We start from the raw sequence: 20,589 nt of genomic DNA, 5'->3' as shown, positions 1-20,589 counted from the left end.
TTCCCCGCGGGTGATTCGTAGGCGCCGGAGACGTAGCAGGCGTTGAACCGCAGCGGATCGTCGGCATCGCTCTTGAGGTAGCCCGAACCCGGCACACTCGGCAGGTGGTAGGCGTCGGTGATGCCGAGGACCGCGCGTGATTCGTTGGCGGAGAAGGTGCGCAGGCCGATCCGGTAGGACAGGTGGGAGTCGAGGCCGCGCAATTTGTTCTCCTCGAGCCGCTGCGAGGCCAGCAGCAGATGCACGCGCAGCGAGCGGCCCAGGCGGCCGATCATGACGAACAGATCCGCGAAATCTGGCTTCTGCGAGAGCAGTTCGGAGAACTCGTCGACGATGATGAACAGCGCCGGCAGTGGATCGAGAGCCGCCCCGGCCGCGCGGGCCCGCTCGTATTCGGTGACGTTGGCGAAGTTGCCGGCCGAGCGGAGCAGTTCCTGGCGCCGGGTCATCTCGCCCGACAGCGCGTCCTTCATACGATCGACGAGGGCGATCTCCTCCTCGAGATTGGTGATCACCGCGGCGACGTGCGCGAGCGATTCCAGTCCGAGGAAGGTCGCGCCGCCCTTGAAGTCGACCAGCACCATGTTCAGCTGATCCGGCGAATGGGTCGTCACCATGGACAGCACCAGGGTCCGCAGGAATTCGGACTTACCCGAACCCGTTGCGCCGATGCACAATCCGTGCGGTCCCATACCGTTCTCGGCCGACTCCTTGATGTCGATCTCGACCGGCGTACCGTCGGGAGTGATGCCGATCGGCACCCGCAGCCGCTCGCGATCGTTGCGCGGGCGCCACACCGACGCCGGATCGATCTGCGCGGCGTCGGGAATCTTCAGCAGTTCCATCAGGCCGGGCACGGCTCGCGATTCGTCGCCGAGGCTCACGATCTGGGCCGCGGTGGCGACCCGGTAACGGGCCAGCGCCCGCGCCAGGGTCTGTGCTTCGGCGATGGTCACCGGGTCGGAAGCGGCGAACTGCTCCACGCCCGCGGCGGATCTCGCGGCGACGGTGCCGTCGGCGACCACCAGCTGCAGACCGCGGCGCACCGCGAGTCCGGCCTGCGGTGCGGTCAGGTCGAGCACGGTCACCGAATCCAGTCCGGCATCGCTGACGATCCGCTCGGTTCCGCTGACGTAGCCGTCGTCGATGATCACCAGCAGGTGGATGCGCCCGGCGGTGGGCTGCGCGTTGCGCATGAACCGGCCGCGCTCGAGCAGTTCGGCGGCCATGGACGTCTCCAGTTCGGCCAGCGACCGGTACATCATCCGGGCCGCGCCCATACCGTCGCGGTCGACCGGATGTTGCAGGTGCGGAAGCCATTTCGCCCACGACCAGGCCTCGGCATCCGGGTCGGCGCAGATGATCGCGACCGCGGCGTGGTCGGGGCCGTGGAAGGTCACGTATTCCATCAGCATGGCGCGCACCAGCATGCGCGTCTCGTCCGGGCGTCCCTCGATGTTGATCGCCGGGAACGCCCGCAACGACAGGGCCGTGGGCAGGCCGTGCACCACCGAATGGGTGCGCACGAAGCGACGCAACGCGACCGTGGACACCGGCTCGAGGTCCTCGAGCGGGCCGGTTTCGGGGCGGGCCAGTTTGGTGGCCAGCCGGTGACTGCCGACACCGACGCGCACATGCCCGAAATCCGGGTCGTTGGGCCGGCGTTCCCACATCCGGCGGGTCCCGGCCACCGCGCGCAGGTCGGCCGGTTCCGGATGACTCCAGATCAGCGATTGCAGCTGTGCGCCACCGGTTTTGCGGACATCGCGGCGGACCTGGTCGAGGTAGCGGAAGTAATCCTTGCGTTCCTCGTTCAGTTCGGCGGCGCGCTTGGGGCCGCCCGAGCCGCGCATGCCCGCCATCATGCCGACCATCGACATCAGCATCATCATCGGGAACATCAGCATGAAGGGGTTGGCGAGCAGATTGCGCCCCATCATCACCATCATCGCGATCATGCCGACCACCGCGACCACCATGACCACGGGCATGAGCCGCATCAGCAGCGCGGGCGGCACCGGCCGCGGAATCTCCGGTGGGGCGGTCAGCGCCACCTCGCCGCCGGGTGCCCGCGGCGGGGCGATCCGCGGTCGGCGCACGAATCCGTCGGTGGACATGCCTACTCTCCTCGAGGCGAGTCGGTCCCGGCGGGAGCCGGGGTGGCGGAAAGGTATCCGGCGGCCGGATCGGCGGCGGCCGGTTCGGGCCGCCTGCGCCGATACGGCAGGGCGGCGGCCCAGCCGACGGCCAGCAGCGCCAGCAGCGCGCCGGAGCCGATGATCGCCACCCGGCGCGGCAGTGGGTCGGGGCCGCGATCCGGGTCGGGCGGCGCGATGGCTCGCGGCACCTGCGCGGCTTGTCCGGACGGTGGCGGCAGCTGCGCGGTGAGGGCCGCCAGCGGATCGATGAGCCCGAATCCGACCCGATCGTCGCGGCCCGCGCCGGGATTGTGCGCGGTCCGCTCGATCCGGTCGATCACCTGCGCCGCGCTCAGATCCGGAAATCTGCTGCGTACCAGGGCCGCCAGGCCCGAGACGAACGCCGCGGAGAAGCTGGTGCCGTCGATGGTCAGCGGTCCCTCGTCGCCGTGTTCGGTGTCGACCAGGCCGGTTCCGCCCGGCTTGCTGTCGAGCGAGATGATCGCGCGGCCGGGCGCGGCGACACCCACCCACGGGCCGTGGATCGAGAACGGCGAGGTCGCTCCGTCCGGATCGGTCGAGGCGACCGAGAGCACGTACGAGGAGAACCAGGCCGGACTGATGACGGTGCGCACTCCGTTCCAGCCGCTGGTGTCGTTCTGCGCCGAGCAGGCGGCCTGATCGAGATTGCCGGCCGCGGCGACCACGACGACATTGCGGTCGGCGGCGTATTTCACCGCCGCACCCAGTGCGCCGTCGGCGGTCTCGGAACCCGCTGGGGTGCACGACACTTCGGAGATGTTGATCACCGTGGCGCCCATATCGACCGCGCGTACCACGGCGGCCGCCATCGTCAGCACGTCACCGTATCCACCGGCGGCGACCTTGCCGGTCTCGTCGTTGTTGCGGTTCTTCGCCTCGTACTGCAGGCTCAACTGCCGGATGGCCAGGATCTGCGCGTCCGGGGCGACCCCGGAGAACGCGTCGGCGGGGCTCGGACGCGCGGCGATCAATCCGGCGACGAGAGTACCGTGGCCGTCGCAATCCTCGGTGCCGTCGCCGGCGGTGACGAAGTCGCCACCGGGCTGCAGATCCGGCAGGCGTGGATGGCGGTTGACACCGGTATCGATCACAGCGACCTTCTGCCCGGCGCCGCGACTGAACTTCCACGCGCGGTCCAGATCGAGAATCCGCTGCGGCAGTGGCGGATCCCGCGGAATCGCACCGGTCAGATACGGTTCGGCGCAGACCGCGCGCTTCTCGGTCTGGTCCGGCGGGCCGTTCTTGGCGTTGACGGCCAGCGCCTGCCCGAGCGCGCCCTCGTCGATCGCCGGCGGGGCGACCGCGGCCGCCGGACCACCGCCGAGCAGCGATGCGCCGAGTACCGCCGCGGCAGCGGCCACGCGCAGCCGGCGCGTGGCCGGGCGGACGAAACCCGCTATCGGACAATCGTTTCCGTAGCGCAGCACGATCATCGCCCGATCAGATGTTCCGCGCGGCCGAGTAGACGTCCATCAGCCACAGCGACAGCGGCACGATGGCGATGATCAGCAGGTACTCGAAGATCTCGATCGCCCGTCGCAGCACCGGCGACACGTCCGCGCGCGGTCCGAGCACACCGAAGCCGACCACCGCCGCGGCGACGATCAGCAACAGTCCCGCACCGACGGCGCGCCGATCCTCCTGCGCCACAGCGGCACCGGCGATGACGACGAGTGCCACCACGGCCCCGCCGGCGATCATCGTCGACGCCTGGGTGAGATCCGCGTACGCCCGGCCGCGCAGGCACAGCACCACCGCGGTGATCGCCGCCAGCAGCAGCCCCTGCCAGCGCGCCTCGCCCAGCGGATCGGCGCCCAGGATCGCCCCGAAACCCGCTGCGAGCGTGGCGCCCACGAGAATTCCGGACTGGTACTGGTTGGCCGCCCGGGCGCGGCGCTCCAGCCCCGCCGCCGAGGGCAGTGCCGTCGCGCCGATGACACCGATGTCGGCGATCGTCGGGCGGGGTTCGTGATCGGTGGGGTCGATGGCACCGCCCGCGGTCGGTACCGGGGGAACCGGCAGGCGCGCCGCGGCCACAGCGGCCCGGGGAGCCATCGTGATCAGCACCAGACCGGAGATCAGCACGCCGACGGCGATCTTCGCGATGTCGAAGTCCCACACCATCCGTACGGCCGCGGCGACCGCGAGCACCGCGGCATCGGTGACCACCGCGGCGACCACGAGCGATCCGGCGCGGGTCATCGAATACAGTGCCAGCGCCACGACCAGTGCCGCGACCGCCGAGAACAGCAGGTGTGGCGACCCCACCCGTCCCGGGGTGAGCAGGCCCGCGCTCGCGCCGAGCAGCGCGATCGCGAACAGCGACAACACGATCGCCGTCGTGCGCTCGGCCGGATAGCGGCGTGCGACGATCACGGCGGCACCGGCGGCGAGCACACCCGCGCCCAGCGCGATGAATCCGTTCCAGCTGCCGGTGCCCTTACCGGACACCAGCACCGCCACCGCGACGAGGACCGCGATCAGCCCGGCGCCCAATCCCATTCGCCGCGCCGCCGTCGGTGACCAGGCGTTTCCCGATTCGGCGGTGAGCCGCGAGACGGCGTCGATCACATCGTCGAAGAGGGCGGGCGCCTCCTTGGCGGTCACCGAGCGCAACACCAGCAACTCGCCGTCGAAAACCTCTGCGTCGGTGAGCGATTGGTGCGGCGGGATGGGGTCGCGGCCGATCCGCGCCAGCGTCCAGTGCTGTGCGCGCACGGGCGCGCCCTCGTCGTGTTCGGTCAGGTCGGGATTGCGGGAATCGATCAGCTCGACCAGGTCGGTGATGTACGCCGCGACCGGCACGGTCGCGGGCAGGCCCACATCGAGTTGAGTATTTCCGCCGATCACCGACACTCGGCACAATTCCGGGTCAACGGCCCCCACGCCGCTGCTCGACGACTCGGTCACGGATTACAGAACTCCCTACGATTTTCGTCGCTGTATTGCGACGTTCCAAACTTAACCGAGATCGGCTGTCACGGCAGCCGGTATGCTGAGCGAGAATTAGCACATTCACGCGTTTAGGGGACTGTCCGTATGACCGGCAACCGCCAAGCACAACGCGCCTTCGATGCCGGCGTATTGTCATTGGGTATCGCTATCGACGGCCAGGAATCCACGCCCGATCTCGAATATGCGAAGCTCGCATTCCAGCGCGCCACCGAATGGGATCCGGGCATGTGCGACGCTTGGCTGGGCCGGGCCGCGGCCGGGGAGATCACTCCCGAGGTGGTGTTCAACCTCTACAAGACCAGCGGCTCCACCCTCTACCGGGAGCAGCGCCGGCTCGGTCTGGCGCCGCGGCAGCTGGCGGGCCGGTTCGTGGTGGGTCAGTACATCGACTATCCGCTGGCCGGGTACACCGAGATCTGGCTGGCGCAGGCGACCCAGCTCATCTCCGCCGGCGATTACGACGAGGCCGAGCAGGTGCTCGACGAACTGGCCCGGCATCGCGCGGGCCTGCTGTCGCAGCCCGATCAGGACCTCGACGACCGGATCTGCCAGTACGTTCGCGGGCTGCTGCACTACACGACGCAGCGCTGGCCTGATGTGATGACGGTGCTGGCCGGTTCGGCGGACTGGCAGGACTCCTACCTGGCCGCGGGCGCGCACGTGATGGTCGGCACGGCCTGTGCGCAGCTGGGCCTGTTCGGCGAGGCGATCCGCCGGATGGAGGCCGCCGAGAACGGCCCGATTCCGGCCGCCGCCACCACCGCCCGGTTCTGCCGCGGGTTGTGCCTGCGCGAGATGGGCCGCGAGGACGAGGCCCAGGCCCTGTTCGAGAAGGTGTTCTCGGAGGCGCCGGACTTCGCCGCGAACACCCAGGCCATGCGCGATCGCAAGTACCGCCTCACGGTGACCTCGAAGGAGCTGATCGACGCGCGGACCGACCGCTGGGATCCGGCCTCGGCGCCGACCGCCGAACAGGTCGAGACCGAGGAGCGCGGCGACCGGGCCAAGCGCCTGCTGGAGGTCGCCCGCGCCGAGTTGGACGAGCAGATCGGCCTGGCCGCGGTGAAAACTCAGGTGGCGAAACTCCAGGCCACCGCGCAATTGGCGAAAATTCGAGCCGAGAAAGGTATGTCCAGCGCGCCACGCGGACAACACCTTGCGTTCACCGGCCCGCCAGGAACCGGTAAGACGACGATTGCCCGAGTGGTGGCGAAAATTTACTGTGGGTTGGGTTTGTTGAAAACCGATCGACTGGTCGAGGTAAAGCGTTCGGATTTCGTCGGTGAACATTTGGGAAGCACCGCGATAAAAACAAACAAATTGATCGATTCCGCGATGGACGGAGTGCTGTTCGTCGACGAGGCTTACACACTCATTCAGACCGGTCTCTCCGGTGGTGACGCCTTCGGCCGCGAGGCGGTGGACACCCTGCTGGCCCGGATGGAGAACGACCGCGATCGGCTGATCGTCATCATCGCCGGCTACGACGGCGAGATCGACCGGTTCCTCGCCTCCAACGACGGTCTGGCGTCCCGCTTCGCCAAGCGCGTGAAGTTCGAGTCCTACACACCCGAGGAACTGGGCCGGATCGGTCAGTTCATTGCGAGCAAACGGGATTCGGAGGTCTCCGAGGATGCGCTGGAACTGCTCCAGGCCGCGTGCCGGGAGCTGTACGAGCGCCAGGTGACCGACCAGAGCGGCGAGCAGCGGCGTGCGGTGGACCTCGCCGGTAACGGCCGGTTCATCCGCAATGTGATCGAGGCCGCCGAGGAGGAGCGCGAATACCGTTTGGCCACCGACGAATCCATCGATCTGTCCGCGGTGGACGAGACCGTGCTGATGCGGATCGAGGGCGCCGACATGGCCAAGGCGCTGGAAGGCGTGCTCGGCGGATTACGCTGAGCCGCAAGGTAATCGCTACCGTTCGTCCTGCCGGGCGGCCGGTGGCGCTCAGTTGTTCTTGCCCGGCGGCGGGATCGGCCGGGCGCAGGCCGTAGCGCTCGGGCCCGCATCCGGGCACTGCGGCAGGCTGTCGTGACTCATCAGAGCGTCCTGCCGGGTCAGCGCCGGACCCGCCGACAAGGCCTCCACGATCGGTTTCGGCGCCGGCTTCGGAGTCTTCGGCATTCCGAGGACCTTGGCGGTGTCGGCATCCGGGATGCCGTATCGAATCCCGTTGTCGCCCACGTAGAACAGCGGCCCGTTGCTCACCGCTCCCGGCTCCGCGCCGACCGACCGCACGAACTCCCCCGTGCCCGGGCGCAGATAGACGCCGTCGATCCGATCGCCGGCGCCGTCCGCGGTCGCCGGGACGACCGGCTCCGCATCCGCGGGCAGCGGCAGCGCGCGCCCGGCCAGCAGCGTCACCGTGGCGCGCGCGTCGTCGGCGGCACGGGTCCACGACACGCAGGCCACCGGATCCGCATCGGGCGCGAGTACGGCCGGAACCTGCTGCGGGAAATCGTCGATCGGCAGCCGGTGCAGGACCGGAATACCGACGATGCGGTCCGGCGGTACGGTCGAGATCTCGTTCATACCTTGCGAGTTCGCGTCGCGGATCAGGCCCGCGGCGAACGGCGTGACCCGTTGCACGCCGTCGGCGAGGACCACGTACAACTCGTCGGCGTCCACACCGTGGACCCGGATCACACCGCCCACCGGCACATCCGACAGCTTGCCCGGGCCCGGTGCACCGTGCCCCCGGATCTCCGGAACCGTCAGCGGCGGAACAGGTTCGGTGGCATCGAGCAGCGCGCCGCCGATGGGGCGCGGGCGCTGATCCCGCAATCCGAGCGAGCGGATCAGAACGGAATCGGCGGGATCGATCTCGGCCCGCTTACCGTCGTAGACGAGAAAGGTCTTGCCGCCGTGGGTGGCCAGCAGCGCCTGATCCGCGCGCACCGGCACCGCGTGGGTACCGCCGGCCGGATTGTCCAGCGGTCCGGCGATCACGGTGGTGAGCGGCCCCGTCGCGGCGGCGCCGCCCCCCGTCGCGGGCGGCAGCAGGTTGTCGCACATCGTCCAGGTGGACCGCCGGGGATCGCCCGATCCGGACAGCGCACCGGGCGCGCCGGGAATGCCCAGCAGCGGACCGCGCGGCTGCGTCAGTTTGCTGTCCTTGACCGAGGCCGGGGAGGCGGCGGCGCCGGTGATCAGACGCGCCGAGGCCAGGTTGAGCACCGGATGCAGGGTTCCGTCCACGAGGACGTAGAGCGCGCCGGAGTCCTTGCCCATCACGATCTTCGAATCACCCACGGATCCCTGCGGGTGCAGGAAGGCCAGGATCGCGGCACCGGCCACACCCAGCAGGCCCAGCACCGCGCCGATCACCAGCGAGCGGAACTGGGTGCGCATGGGGTCGTGCAGCATCCGCACGTCGCGCCGCACCAGGGCGTGTTCGTAGCGCTTGAGCAGGAACCGGTAACCGTTGACTTGGGCACGGGTGGTCAACTGCGCCGGCACAACCGCCTCCCGATACCCACTAGCTGATTCCGATGACCCGATTCGAGTGCGCGAACCGTCTCCGGCCGCGCTTCGACAGACTAGCGAAGCCGAACGAGTTCGGTCCATTATGTGCGCATGAACTCCACCGCGCGCGGAGATAAATCCACACCGTCCGACGACGATTCATCCGATGCCACCGAAAGCCACTCGAACGCACCGCAATTGCGCTCGACGGAATTCTGGCTCTTTCACCTGCTCCCCCTGCGTCTGATGCTTCCGGTGCTGGTCACGGCAGCTGTGGGCGCGTTCGTGGCACGGGTTTTCACTCCGTTGTGGTGGGTTCCGGTCGTCGTTGCCGCAGCGGTGACGATCGTCGCGCTCACGCCGATTCGCGGTGCTTCTCTCGCACAATCCCTGGCGCGTGGAATTACCTTTCGTTGGCAATTGTTCCGGAATCGTTCCACCGCCGTTCAACATTCGCCATTCAATGTTCCACTGGCCGAAGGCGGAAGTTACGGAATGCGCTGGGACGGTGACCGGCTCATCACCATGTTGCGGATCGACGCACAGCCGCGGACGGTGACCCGGCTCAGCCCCAGCGGACTGCTCGGCGACGATATGCTGCCGCTCGCCGAGATCGCCCGCTGTCTCGATCAGTTCGACATCCGGCTGGCCGCCATCGATGTGATCAGCACCGGATCGCGCAGTGCCGGCACCGGTGCGGTGGCCCGCGCCTACGAGAGCATCCTCGGACCGCTGCCGGCTGTGGCGCATCGGACCGTCTGGGTCGTCCTGCGGCTCGATCCGCTGGCCAACGCGGCCGCCGTGGATCGGCGTGGAGGCGGGGCGGAGGGCACCTTGCGGTCGGCGGTCGTGGCCACGCGGCGGGTGGCCAATCGGCTCGCCGCGCGCGGTCTGTCGGCGGTCGCGCTCTCGGCGACCGAGATGAACCAGGCGGTCGCCCAGCTGACCCTCGGTGCGGCGCCGGAGGAGTTCGAGGAGACCACGGACAGTCTGATCCACAACGGTTTTCACCACACCACCTACCGCATGACTCCCGAGGCCCTGGGTTCGCGCGGCATCGCCGAAGTGTGGTCGACACCGACGGTGACCTCCACGATCACCGTGCGGCTGCAGCGGGTGCCCGCCCCCGGGACCGCCGCGACCACCGATCCGTCGATCGCCGTGACGGCCACCGCACGCTTCGCGACCCGCGACGCGCCGTGCCGGGTGCGCTCCGCCGGATTGATTCCGTTGCCCGGAAAGCAGCGGCGCGCACTGCTTTTCAGCCTGCCGCTGGGCACCGGAGTGCCGGCGCTGCCGCTGGACAGCTACCTCGGACCGCCGGACGCCCTGGATCGGGTGCCGATGCCGATCGCCGGATGCGGACAGCTCATCGGCGCCGACACTTCGGGCCAGGGCGTGGCGCTGCCGCTGGTGAGCCGGCACGTGCGCCGGGTCGAGGTGATCGGCTCACCGCTGGTCGCCAAACAGGTGATCCTGCGCGCCATCGCGTTGGGCGCCAGTGTGGTGGTGCACACCAATCGGCACGACGAATGGCGGCCGATGGTCGGCTATGTCGATATGCCGCAGGCGCTCACGCTCGCGACCTGGTCGGCCGGTTCCCAGCAGGCCAGTTCGTATCGGTTCGCGACCATGGTGGTCTTCGACGGGATCGCGCCGAGCGGGCACCACTCCGATGCCACCGTGATGGTGCTGCGCCAGCACGGACCGGTGGCCGACGGCTTCGAACCCGATGTCACCCTGATCGAGGACCCCGTGACCGCGAATATGGTCACCGTGCGCACCGAGAGCGGGGAGACCAGCGTGTACATGGTCGCCACACCCGAGGAACTGCGATACGTGGGGGCGAATCCGCCGGTCCCGGCCTGAACGGCGAAGGTCCCGCCCGATCTGGGACATCGGGCGGGACCTTCGTGGTGAAAACCGCTGCGGCTGTGGCTGAATCAGCCGCCGAAGCCGTTGGCGACGACCTTGTCCGCGGCGGTCGCGTTGTTCATCGCGGCGGCGACGGCCTTGGACAGCGCCGACACCTTGCCCATGGCGGTGCTGGGGTCGCTGTCGCCGTTGATGTCACCGAACTGCTGGTCCCACTTCTGCTTCGACTGCTGGAACGCCTCGAGACCGGCGTTGCCCTCCCAGGCCTGGGCCAGCTTGGCCGCGCAGTCCTGCAGGTTGCTCGCCTCGGACTGCAGGTCCTTGTGGAAGCCGTTCAGCAGGTCGGAAAGCTCCTGGAGAACTGTTCTTTCGTAAAGCATGTCGCTACCTTTCGTACGTGTGCGGTGGAACGGTTGTGCTGGATTCGCCTCAGACGCCGAGGTTGGTCAGACCGCCGGTCTGCGAGATGAGCTGACGGAACTCGTTCTCGTTCTCGCTCTCCAGGCCGGTGTAGGTCTTGTTACCGTGGCCGACTTCCTCGGTCATCTCGTTGAGGATCTGGTTCAGCTTGGCCGCTTCCTCGTCCCAGTCCTGGGCGGCCTTGTTGCACGCCGAGAACGCGTCGCCCTGCCAGCCGCGCTTGGCGGAGTCGACCGCCTCGGTCACGCGGGCGATGGTGGCGCGGATACGATCGACCGAGTTGGCCATATCGGTCTGCGCCTGCGAAGTACTCGCTGCATCGTTACTGATTTGCTGTCCGGCCATCGTCGGGCCCCTCTCTGTGTTTTCCGGTAATGCGGCGTTTTCCGGTCATGCGGTTCGGTAGTACAGGTGGTCACTGGCACGGGATTTCGCGAGCTAGGGCATCCACCTTCCCCCGGGCAAGGTGCCGATCAGCGCCGTAATCGCCTGTGCGACGCGGTGATCGGATCCCGGCGTGAAGGTGGTCCACATCCGCTGGTCGGATGCGGCGCCCGGGCTGGCCGCGATCCGGCCCCGAGCGGTGTCGTACACCGCCACGGCGCCGGAGGATCGGGTGGTGATGCCGTCGGCGTGGACGTAGGCGACGATCTCGGCGTGCGCGTGGCACCGTGACAGCGCCATGCCGAATTCGATCGCCGCGCGTTCGGTCACGTCCAGGCCGTGCAGCGCCTCGGCGAATTCGGTTGCCGCCGTGGCATTGTCGAGGCGCTGCGCGAGCTCGTCGGTGGCAGCGCTGAAGCTCGCGATATCCGCGGGTTCGGCGGGACCGAGTAAGTCCAGGATCGGGCGGGCCAGCGCCGCACCGTCCTCGTCGGCCCAAATGGTGCGGACGTCGATCTCGTCACCGGTGCGGACAGCGACCGCGTGCCCCGCGCCGCGCCGCACCACCGACACCCGGCGCACACCGGCCGCGGTGCCGATCCGTGCCGCGAGTTCGCATTCGGGCTGGGCCAGAATCGTCAGGGCCGCACCGAGTTCCGGGTCGACGTCGTCGTAGCGGTCCACGAGTCCGGCACCGCGCAGCCCGCGCAGCGCCTCGGTTCGCGCAGCGGTGAAGGCGTCGATCGAGTCCTGCCGCGGACCGACCTCGAGCACCAGCGGCAACGTCTGCACGCCGAGCAACTCGGCGACGGCCAGGACGGCGTCGTTGGTCAGGGTCGCCATAACTCTCCTTACGCGGGACTCGCGGTTCCGGTCGCGGGCGACGCCTCGACTCCACCGAGAACCGCTGGCGCGGCGGCGAATCCGGCCTCGAGCTCGAATTCACCGACGCCGGGGGCGTCCGCCATCCCGGCCCGGGCGGTGCGTTCCTCCTGGGACTGCGCGGCGGCGGGACCGGCCGCGGCGGGGACCGCTTGGCCGGCTGCCGTGCCGGTCTGCGTGGGCGAGGACTGCAGCGCGGTGAATTCGGTCGTCTGCGCGGCGCGGGCGACGGTCTGGACGCGGGTACCGGTGAGGGTGCGCGGCATCTCGAAGGCGGCCGGGTTCGGCATGGCGGGCATACCGGCGATCGCGGGCATCGCGGGCGCCGATTCGGCGGCCACCGCGGCGGCCGCCTGCTCCCCAGCGAGGGCGTCGCCGGTGGCCAGCACCGGCGGCTCGAGCTGCTGCCACGGCAGCGCGAGCGGTTCGGTGGCGGCCTCGTAGGTGCGCATCACCCGGGCCGCACCGGCTTTGGCGACATCCTGATCGGTGCTGATGTCCGCGGCGGCGCCGACCAGCGGCGCGCCCATCGCGGCCCCGATGGCCTGCACGGTGTGCATCGCCTGTTCCAGCGCCGCGATCTCCGCGATATGCGGCATCGCCAGCCGGGCCACCTCGTATGCCGCGGCCTGTTCGGCGGCGTGGGTGGCGTTGCGCCCGGCGGCGGTCGCGGCGTCGAGCAGCCAATCGCGCATCCGCGCGATACGCTCCAGCACCTCGTCACTGCGGTCGGACTGCCAGTGGCCGCGGATGTCGGAGACTATCCGGTCGTAATCCAGCACGGCGGCACCGAAATTCGCGGCCAGGCGTCCCCAGGCGGAAGCGGCCTCGGCCATCGGCACCGAGCCCGGACCCGTCGTCAGCTCCCGCGCCAGCCGCTCGGTGGGCCTGGCTTCCCAGACCACCCCGGTGAAGCCGTCACCCGGCGGTTCGACCATGTCGTCGTGCCCCGATCAGGCCGTGGCGCCGAGGTCGGCGGCGTTGTCGCTGTCCATCCGGGACAGTCCGCGCGACTGCGCCCGCAGGGTGGCGGCCAGTTTGCGCAGCTCCTGCACGCCGAGGTTGCCGGACGAGCCGAACGACGCGCCGACCTCCGTGAGCGTCGTCGCCGCGCGCCGCGACACCTCGTCGACACCGGGAGCGGCGACCGACAGCGCCGGAGCGTCGGCCTGCAGGCCCGCCTCCAGACGGTCGGCGAGTGCGTCGAGATCGGCGGCGGTGCGCGCCGCGACTACGGGATCGAATTCCATCGCGAACTCCTAGAGGGTGAGAGCTTTGTCCGGTGGCTCGGTGTCCGGGGTGGTGGTGACCGCATCGGCGGCGCCGACCACGGGAAGGGAGACTCCGGCGATATCGCCCACGACGTCGTTACCGTGGGCGGCCGTCACGAGCTGGCCGCGCACCGCCTCGCTCGCGCTGCCGGAATCCGAAGCTGCGCGGGCGATTCCGGCGGCACCCGCTCCCGGCGTCATCGGCATCATGCCCGGCCCGCCGGTCGTGCCGGTCGAGGCGATCGCGGACTCGGTGCTCGCGGTGACGGCCGCCTCCGTCATGATCGACGGGGTGCGCGCGGCCTGCAGCGGCGACGACATCTCGGGTGCGCCGGCGGCCGGTGCGCCGATTCCGCCGGGCGTGCCGGCTCCGGATCCGGTGGCGGCCGGAGCCCCGCCCGACGGCGGAACCGGCGCCGCGATCGGTTTCGCGGCGCGGCCGGTGAGATTCGTGGCCGCCTGCGCGCCCGCCCCGCCGACGGCCGACAACGATTGCACCATCTGCAGTGCCTGCGAAACGTATTGCGTCGCATTGCCCGCGGCGCCGCCCGAACTCGCCGCGCCGGTGGCCGGCGACATGCCGGACGGGGTAGCGCTGAGCCGCGATGTGGTACCGGCCACGGACTTCAACGAGGACTGCGGCACCGGCACCCGCTGCGCGGCGACATTCGACACCCCGTGCGGCACATTGGTGATCTTGACCTTCTGTCCGGTGTGCGCCATTTTCGCGCTGTGCGCGGTCAATTCGACTCGCGTCTTGGTGACCACGGCGAGCGCCTCGGCCAGCGTCTGCGCCGACATCGCCAGCACGAACACCTGCCCCGGCGGGGTCACGATGAACGGGGCCGCCGCCGCGAGCGTGGTCAGATATTGCGAGGTGATGCCCGTCATCAACGCATTGCCGGTGAAGACGCTGCCGGCCGCGGCCGTGGTGCCGAGCGACATCTGCGCACCCTGCCCCGCCACCGCGGTTCCGTCGGCGGCCGCCTGGGTCGATTTGGCCGCCGCCGACAACGCGCCAGCGCCCTGCCACAGCGACATCGCCGTCTGTATCGCCGTGGTGCCCAGCTGAACGACGGTCTGCAACACGGCCGACACCTGGGAGAGCACCTGCGTCGGATCCGCGCCCGGGCCGGAGCCGAGTTTGCCGGTCCCGAAACTGCTGGCCAGATCCGTGATCGGTTTGGTCAGCGCGTGCAGGTCGAGCACCGGCAGCGGCGGTAGCTGCGGCAGCGGTGGCGCCGGCGGCAGCTGGGGCAGGGCCGGCAGCCCCATTTCCCGCAGTACGTCGTTGACCGGCCGGTCCACGATCGACCCCATGGCGCTCTGGCGCAACAGGTCGACGATCGACCGGTCCAGGCCCGGTTCCATCACGCGCGACCGATTCCGCCGAGCAGGTCGGCGTTGTCCTGGTCGGTCGTCGCGTAGGTGGCGGCACTCTGATGTGCGGTCACCGCGGTTCCGGCGTGCACGGTCGCCAGCTCCACGACCGAACTCAGGTGATTGGCCTGTGCCAGCGCGTATGTCGCGAGAAAGTCCTGGCCGATCAACCCGAAGACCGGAACGGCCGCGGCGATCGCCACCGCCTGGTTCACGGTGCCCGCGGAGAGTGTTTCGGTGGCCATCGCGGCCGCCGTGTCCCCGTAGCGACGGATCGCCTCGGGTACTGCTACCAACTCGCCCATCTGAAAGCCCCTGCCCGGTAAGCCGATTCGCGCTCACGTAACCGGCGGATCGAACATCTACCGAGCAATTGCAACAGGCGACGACGTAGATTGGCACGCGCGCAGCTTAAGAACGCGTTACGCGTCAGTGAATCTCGCGCGTCCCCGCGCCGTTCTCCTCGTTGAATGCGGCGACCAGTTCACCGCGTTGCGCGAACGCCCGGGCGGCGGCGCTGCGCGCGGTGGACACTACCACCTGCTCGAATTCCGCCGGGGTGAGTCGATTCACCAGCGGTGAGAAGATGAGATCGAGCAAGGCGCCGTTACCGTCCACCTCCACCGTGACGGCACCGTCCGGTGACGTTTCGCGGGCGCGCACCGCCGCCATCCGGTCGCCGAGGTCGCGCATGCGTTCCAGCTGCCGCTCCGTGCGGGCGACCAACTCGTCCATCACCGAAACACCGGTCGGGTCGGGCGGATTCGGCATCGGCTCCCCCTCGTTCGTGTCGTCTCCGGCGTCGTGGGCTACCACTCCACCGACCTCAGCCAGCTCTGCGGCTCCGTGTCGTATTCCTGCTCGTCGATCAGTTCCTGCCGTTCGACCTGCTCCGCCGTGGGCAGTCCGGTCAAGGCGAGCAGATCGCCGCTCACCCCGGCCTCGGCGAGTTGGCGTCGCCGCGCGAGTCCGGCCCGATCGGCCGCGCGCGAGCACAGCCGCAGCAGTTCGTCCGCCAATTCGGCGGGGTCACGGCGCAATTCGCTCGCTTCGATCGAAATGCGCAGCGGCAGACCCTGTTCGGTGGTCTCGACCGCTATCGCGCCCGATCTGGTTGTCGCGGTGGACATCGTGCTCCTCGTTCGTCGGTCGGCAATCGGCTCGTTCGGCCGCGGTCAGACGCGCTCGTCCTTGATCGCGCGGATGACGGTGATGATCTCGGCGTTGACGGCGGCGATCAGCCCCTGCCGGTCCACGCCGGTGGCGGTGCGCGGCGGGCCCGCCTGGATCACATAGCGGCCGTCGCCGGACAGGTCGCGCCAGTCGAGATGGCGGACGGTACGACCACGCGGGCCGAAACGTGAGACGCCCTGGGCGATTTCGATCGTCCCGGAGCGTTCCGGGACGATATCGAGGAAGCGCTGCCCGGCGGCGTCGGCGGGTTCGTCGTAGCTGTCCCACAGTTGCGGGGCGCCGCCCGCGCTGTCGGCCGCTACGTAGTGCGCTTCGGCGGCGCCGGCCACCGATTCCGGATCGGGCGGCAGCAGGATGTGCCCGGAGGCGCCGGCGTCGACCGGCGGCAGCGCATCCGCGACCATATCGGCCAGCCGCAGCGGATCGCACTGCACCATCGTGAAGCCCCCGGCGTGCAACAGGGTGCGTCCGGGCAGCTGGGTGAGCAGGTAGCCGCGGTCCTCGCGCCGGGCGGCCAGCAGGCGGACCGCTCCCTCGCCGCGATGGGGGTCGTGGCCGTCGAAGCCCGTGACCAGGACGGCGAGATCGGGCCGGGTGCAGTCGCGCACCGCGTCGAACAGGGTGTGGTCGGGCCGTGCCAGCATCCGGTCACGCAGGCGCGTGCATTCGCGCTGGAAGTCGTCCTCCAGCGGAATGTCGGTGGTGTAGACGAATGGACGCGGCGGCCCCTCGTCACCGAAATGCCGCCACAGGACGACGAATTCGAGATCGGTGAAGCTCCAGCTGCGAGTCATTTCTCGACGACCGGTTTCACGACCACGGGCGCATCGCCGAGCGCGTCCTCGAGATGCTCGACCGAATCCAGATAGGCGGGCCGCTTGTGCTCCTTGCCCTGCTGGTTCTGCGCGCCCGCCCCGGCCGCCCCCGGCGATCCGGGAGTGCCGGCCATCGGCGCCGCGCCCGCCCGGCCGGTCGCGGAGTCGACGGTGTTGGCACTCAACGCCGTGCTGAGCGTGCTCGCCCGCGGGAACAACTTGGAGGCCTGCGCCAGATCGCGACTGAGTGCGGGCATTCCCGGCACCCCGGCACCGCCGCCGGGCACACCGCCACCGCCGCCGCCCGCACCGCCTCCGGCGCCGGCCAGGGCAGAAAGCGGATCCGAACCATCCATACCCGGAATATTCAGCCCCGGAATATCGCCCAGCCCGGCCTTGGCCAGGGCGTCCTGCTGCTGTTGCTGCGTCAGGGTCTGGGCAACCTGCTGGAACGCCTGCATCAACTGCTGCGCGCCCTGCTGTGCGGCCGACATCAGCTGCTGGACAGCGGACATGACCTGCTGCTGTTGCTGCTGTTGCTGGGCGGCCGCCTGCTGCTGCTCCTGCTGCTTCTGCAGTTGTTCCTGCTGCTTCTGTTGCTGTTCCTGTTGTTGCTGTTGCTGCTGCTGTTCCTTCTGTTGCTGCTGCTGGGCTTCCTTCTGCTGCTTCTCGAAATCCGCGGCCTGTTTCTGCTGCTGCGCCAACGCCTCCCGCTGCTGCCGGGCCGCCGCCTCCTGCGCGGCCTTGGCCTGTGCGTCGTTGGGTGTGCCGCCGCCCGGAGTCGTCCCGCCCGGCGGGGTCGAGCCGCCGGGTGGGGTGCTGCCGCCCGGCGGTTTCTGACTACCGGGCGGGTTCTGACTGCCCGGGGGATTCTGGCTGCCCGGTGGGTTCTGCCCGGTCGGGTTGTACGGATTGGCGGGTATCTGGCCGAATGCCGCGGCGGCCGCGGGCAGTACCGGGACGTGCGACGAGGACTGGTTCATCCCGAAGACGTAGGTGCGCCGGAAACTTTCGCGAACGGTTTGGATCCACTGCTGCTGCGTCTTCGCGTCGGCATCGTTGTTCGGCGGCATGCTGTATTGGGTCTCGTTCAACCACCCCGAGCTGTAGACAAGCAGGTCACCGGTGCCCCTGATCGCGGTGGACAGCCCCGGGATGCTCTTGCCGTAGGCCTGCACCGCCGCCACCGCGGTCTCCTTACCCGGCCCGCTCCACTTGTCGACGGTCACCGAGTCGATCTTGTTGAGCAGATCCGAGTACACCTTGTTCACCTCGGTCGCCATCCACCACCAGGTGCCCGCGTGGTTGGCGAGATTCTCGGCCACCTTGTTCACCCGGATGTAGTTGCCGACCTGGAACAGGTCGTACCAGCTCATGTAGTCGGGCGCTTCGGGGCTGATGGTCGAGGACTGGAACGACTGCAATCCGGCCTTGTTGTCCATCGCGTTGACGGGATTCTTCATATCGTCGGTGGTTCCCGGCACTTTCGGCGGATCACCCATCGGGTCCAGGCCGTCGGCGTCCCACATGTAGTCCGGTTTACCGCTGACGTTGTCCAGCAGCGCGGAGTTGAAGCCGTCCATCTTGCCGTAGGCCTTGCCGGCCGCGATGAACGTGTCGATCATCTGGCCGAGGATCGTCTTGTGGTCCTCGAAGACCGTCTTCAGATCGGTGGCCTCCGTACCGAACTTCTTGCCCAGCGCGGTCCCCGACGCAAGATTCGACACCGGCGAGCCGGCGGTGAGGTCGTCGGTGTAGAGCTGCAACGTCTTCAGCGCGGCGATCGTGCTCTCCGCGGCCGCTGCCACCTCCAGGGCCACGTCCGGCTCGAACTTCAACGCATCCTTGCCGGACGTGTGGTTCTTCGTGTAGTCACTCAACGCCGGCCACGGATTACCCGTAGCGACGGGCGTAGTCGGATCGGGCGCCATCGGTCGTGCTCCTCGAATTCGGTACCAGCGGACGCTGCGCGTTCACCCCGTCGGCGATACCGGGGGGAGGTCGTCCCCCATCCCGGCCGATACGCCGAATAGCAAGTCCCGCATTATCTTTCGAACATGCTGCGACCTGCGAGCAACACCGGCGGCAACGGCGGTTGAACGCGGGGTGAAACACCGGCGGCGAGTGTCATCCGGCCCGCAGTGCGCCGCGCCGCTCCCGGAACCGCTGTTCGAAACCCTCGACATACACCGACGGCGCGATCGAGGACGAGGACTGTTCCAGCACACCGTCGTCGGCGACGTAGAACACGGCCCGCCCGATCGCCACCTCGTCGGGTCCGGCGGGCACGTACACCATCCAGCCCACCGAGATCCGATCCGCGTGCAGACGATCCAGCGGATATCCGTCCGTATCGATCCCGGCCTCGCCGAGATGACCACGCACCCGCTCGAGCGCCTCGGGCTCGGGCAGCGGCGCCGGACCCGTCGGCGTCGCACCGGCCAGCGTGAGCTGGTTGAAAGCGCCGTCGATATCGAAGCCGCCGTCGTCGCCGAAGACGGCGACCAGGGTTTCGCGGGTGACCACATTCGCCTCGGCCGCGGCGACCAGAGTGTCCACCGCGGAGCGCAATTCGTCGTCGTCGCCGTCGATCAGGCCACCGATCACCTGCGCCACCGTGGCCGAGGTCCACACGCCCGGCAGCGCGTCGCTGAGGTGATCGGCCGACGGCGACTCACCGCGATACCACCGCCCGTCCTCGAACCAGTAGCAGAACGACAGCAACCCGTCGCCGAAACGCGGATTGAGCACCGAATTCGAGACCCATTCCGGCGCACCGGCATACAGGCCCGGTAGCGGTGCGCCACCGTTGTAGGCGGCATCGAGCGCCGGCGCCTCCCACACACCGCCGGAGAGCACGGCCCGGCCGCCGGGCAGGAGATACAGCGTGCTGCCGCCGCGCCGGGCGCCCTCGAACCAGCCCAGCGAGGGCAATACGCGCGGCCCCCACTGCGATCCGGCGGCGACGAAGGCGGCCGCCATCACCGCCCACCGGCTCCACAGTGTGGACAGATCGGGAAAGTCGTCGTCCGACACCACGGGCACCACACCCGCGGCACGATCGGCGCGAGCCTGCCGGGCCGCGACCGCCGGCGGGCGGGACTGCCGGTCGCCGTGCCCGATGTATGCGCCCAGCCAGACCGGCACCCGATCGCGCGGATACGCCTGCAGATCGGCCAGATATGCCTCCGGCGCCAGCAGTTGATCGTCGGGGAACGGTTCGTCGCCGTAGTCGTAGTCCACCTGGAGATGTCCCGCCCGGTCCAACCGGACGAACAGGCGCCACCACGGACCGCTGGCGAAGGCCGCCGACAGATCGCGGTGCTCGCGCACCAGCTCCAGGACCGACTCGGGCGGATCGGCGCGCAGCATGCGGTCCTGATCGTCGGTGAAGACGACCTCACCGCCGCCGACCACCACCGTGATGGCGAAGACGGCGGTCAGCTCGTGCCAACCCTCGGGTGCGGCCGCCGCCAATTCGCGGGCGATCGCGTGCGCCAATTCCCGGGCGCGAGCCTCCGGATCCACTGCCGCCGCGCTGGAGTCGGGTACACCGCCGCCCAGGGTGAAGCCGACGTCCGGTTCGTCGTCGGAGGCAGGGACCGCGTGGTCGTCCTGTGCGGGATCCGGTGCGGAGGCCGCCTGTGTGCTGTCCGGTCGGGCCGACGCCGGTGTGGCATCCGGATCCGATTCCGGTTGCGAATCCGGGGTGTGGTCATCGGGGCGGGTCACGTCGCGGTGTTCTCCTCGTTCGCGTCCACCGTC

18 protein-coding genes are annotated in these 20,589 nt (G+C 69.3%); 2 read left to right on the top strand and 16 right to left on the bottom strand.

What is annotated here, in order from left to right; all coding sequences use genetic code 11:
* The 3 genes from eccCa to eccD form a co-directional block, all read right to left on the bottom strand.
* Positions 1-2,117: type VII secretion protein EccCa (eccCa, locus tag ON23_RS04405; protein WP_039776532.1), on the bottom strand; the 2,117-nt coding region annotated here is incomplete at its 3' end.
* 2 nt (positions 2,118-2,119) lie between these two features.
* Entirely contained in the window at positions 2,120-3,613 is a 1,494-nt protein-coding gene (mycP, locus tag ON23_RS04400) for a type VII secretion-associated serine protease mycosin (protein ID WP_083903692.1), read from the bottom strand.
* Positions 3,614-3,620: 7 nt separating this feature from the next.
* Complete coding sequence (gene eccD / locus ON23_RS04395) at positions 3,621-5,090, bottom strand: type VII secretion integral membrane protein EccD (protein ID WP_039776531.1); 1,470 nt, start codon at positions 5,088-5,090, stop codon at positions 3,621-3,623.
* Positions 5,091-5,219: 129 nt separating this feature from the next.
* Between eccD and eccA the strand changes: the two genes are divergently transcribed.
* Positions 5,220-7,037 carry a type VII secretion AAA-ATPase EccA gene (gene eccA / locus ON23_RS04390; protein ID WP_039776530.1) on the top strand — a complete coding sequence of 606 codons (1,818 nt, stop codon included), beginning with the start codon at positions 5,220-5,222 and terminating at the stop codon, positions 7,035-7,037.
* 48 nt (positions 7,038-7,085) lie between these two features.
* Here the strand turns inward: eccA and eccB are convergent, their stop codons facing one another.
* Entirely contained in the window at positions 7,086-8,597 is a 1,512-nt protein-coding gene (gene eccB, locus ON23_RS04385; protein WP_039776529.1) for a type VII secretion protein EccB, read from the bottom strand.
* Positions 8,598-8,714: 117 nt separating this feature from the next.
* Between eccB and eccE the strand changes: the two genes are divergently transcribed.
* A complete protein-coding gene (gene eccE / locus ON23_RS04380; protein ID WP_051041979.1) occupies positions 8,715-10,472 on the top strand; it encodes a type VII secretion protein EccE in 1,758 nt (585 codons plus the stop codon).
* A 74-nt stretch (positions 10,473-10,546) separates the two neighbouring features.
* On the opposite strand, the gene ON23_RS04375 is transcribed toward eccE, so the two are convergent.
* The 12 genes from ON23_RS04375 to ON23_RS04320 form a co-directional block, all read right to left on the bottom strand.
* On the bottom strand, positions 10,547-10,858 hold the full coding sequence (locus ON23_RS04375) for a WXG100 family type VII secretion target (protein WP_030513429.1): 312 nt from the start codon (positions 10,856-10,858) through the stop codon (positions 10,547-10,549).
* A gap of 49 nt (positions 10,859-10,907) precedes the next feature.
* Entirely contained in the window at positions 10,908-11,243 is a 336-nt protein-coding gene (locus tag ON23_RS04370) for a WXG100 family type VII secretion target (protein WP_030513428.1), read from the bottom strand.
* Between the two features lie 93 nt (positions 11,244-11,336).
* A complete protein-coding gene (locus tag ON23_RS04365; RefSeq protein WP_039776528.1) occupies positions 11,337-12,125 on the bottom strand; it encodes an ESX secretion-associated protein EspG in 789 nt (262 codons plus the stop codon).
* Positions 12,126-12,133: 8 nt separating this feature from the next.
* Positions 12,134-13,102 carry a PPE domain-containing protein gene (locus ON23_RS04360; RefSeq protein ID WP_039776527.1) on the bottom strand — a complete coding sequence of 323 codons (969 nt, stop codon included), beginning with the start codon at positions 13,100-13,102 and terminating at the stop codon, positions 12,134-12,136.
* A 15-nt stretch (positions 13,103-13,117) separates the two neighbouring features.
* Positions 13,118-13,414, bottom strand: coding sequence for a PE family protein (locus tag ON23_RS04355; RefSeq protein WP_039776526.1), 297 nt, complete (start codon positions 13,412-13,414; stop codon positions 13,118-13,120).
* A gap of 9 nt (positions 13,415-13,423) precedes the next feature.
* Positions 13,424-14,809, bottom strand: a complete 1,386-nt coding sequence (locus tag ON23_RS04350) for a hypothetical protein (RefSeq protein ID WP_157170159.1) — start codon at positions 14,807-14,809, stop codon at positions 13,424-13,426.
* Positions 14,806-15,120, bottom strand: a complete 315-nt coding sequence (locus ON23_RS04345) for a type VII secretion target (RefSeq protein ID WP_030513423.1) — start codon at positions 15,118-15,120, stop codon at positions 14,806-14,808. The genes ON23_RS04350 and ON23_RS04345 overlap by 4 nt, the downstream gene beginning before the upstream one ends.
* Before the next feature lie 124 nt (positions 15,121-15,244).
* Entirely contained in the window at positions 15,245-15,631 is a 387-nt protein-coding gene (locus tag ON23_RS04340) for a YbaB/EbfC family nucleoid-associated protein (RefSeq protein WP_223273395.1), read from the bottom strand.
* Entirely contained in the window at positions 15,625-15,945 is a 321-nt protein-coding gene (locus ON23_RS04335) for a hypothetical protein (protein ID WP_039776524.1), read from the bottom strand. Before ON23_RS04335 ends, ON23_RS04340 begins: the two co-directional genes overlap by 7 nt.
* A 45-nt stretch (positions 15,946-15,990) precedes the next feature.
* The gene (locus tag ON23_RS04330; RefSeq protein WP_051041977.1) at positions 15,991-16,803 is read right to left on the bottom strand and encodes an ESX secretion-associated protein EspG; all 813 of its coding nucleotides are present in this window, start codon (positions 16,801-16,803) and stop codon (positions 15,991-15,993) included.
* Positions 16,800-18,755 carry a hypothetical protein gene (locus ON23_RS37715; RefSeq protein WP_039776523.1) on the bottom strand — a complete coding sequence of 652 codons (1,956 nt, stop codon included), beginning with the start codon at positions 18,753-18,755 and terminating at the stop codon, positions 16,800-16,802. The genes ON23_RS04330 and ON23_RS37715 overlap by 4 nt, the downstream gene beginning before the upstream one ends.
* A 196-nt stretch (positions 18,756-18,951) precedes the next feature.
* Positions 18,952-20,556 carry a hypothetical protein gene (locus tag ON23_RS04320; RefSeq protein ID WP_223273396.1) on the bottom strand — a complete coding sequence of 535 codons (1,605 nt, stop codon included), beginning with the start codon at positions 20,554-20,556 and terminating at the stop codon, positions 18,952-18,954.
* Positions 20,557-20,589 lie beyond the last annotated feature (33 nt).

Origin of the sequence: Nocardia cerradoensis NBRC 101014 (assembly GCF_000308535.1) — a bacterium.
GTDB classification, from domain to species: Bacteria; Actinomycetota; Actinomycetes; order Mycobacteriales; family Mycobacteriaceae; genus Nocardia; species Nocardia cerradoensis.
The sequence above is the reverse complement of the archived record's forward strand: the minus strand, read 5'-3'. Positions and strand labels throughout refer to the sequence as shown.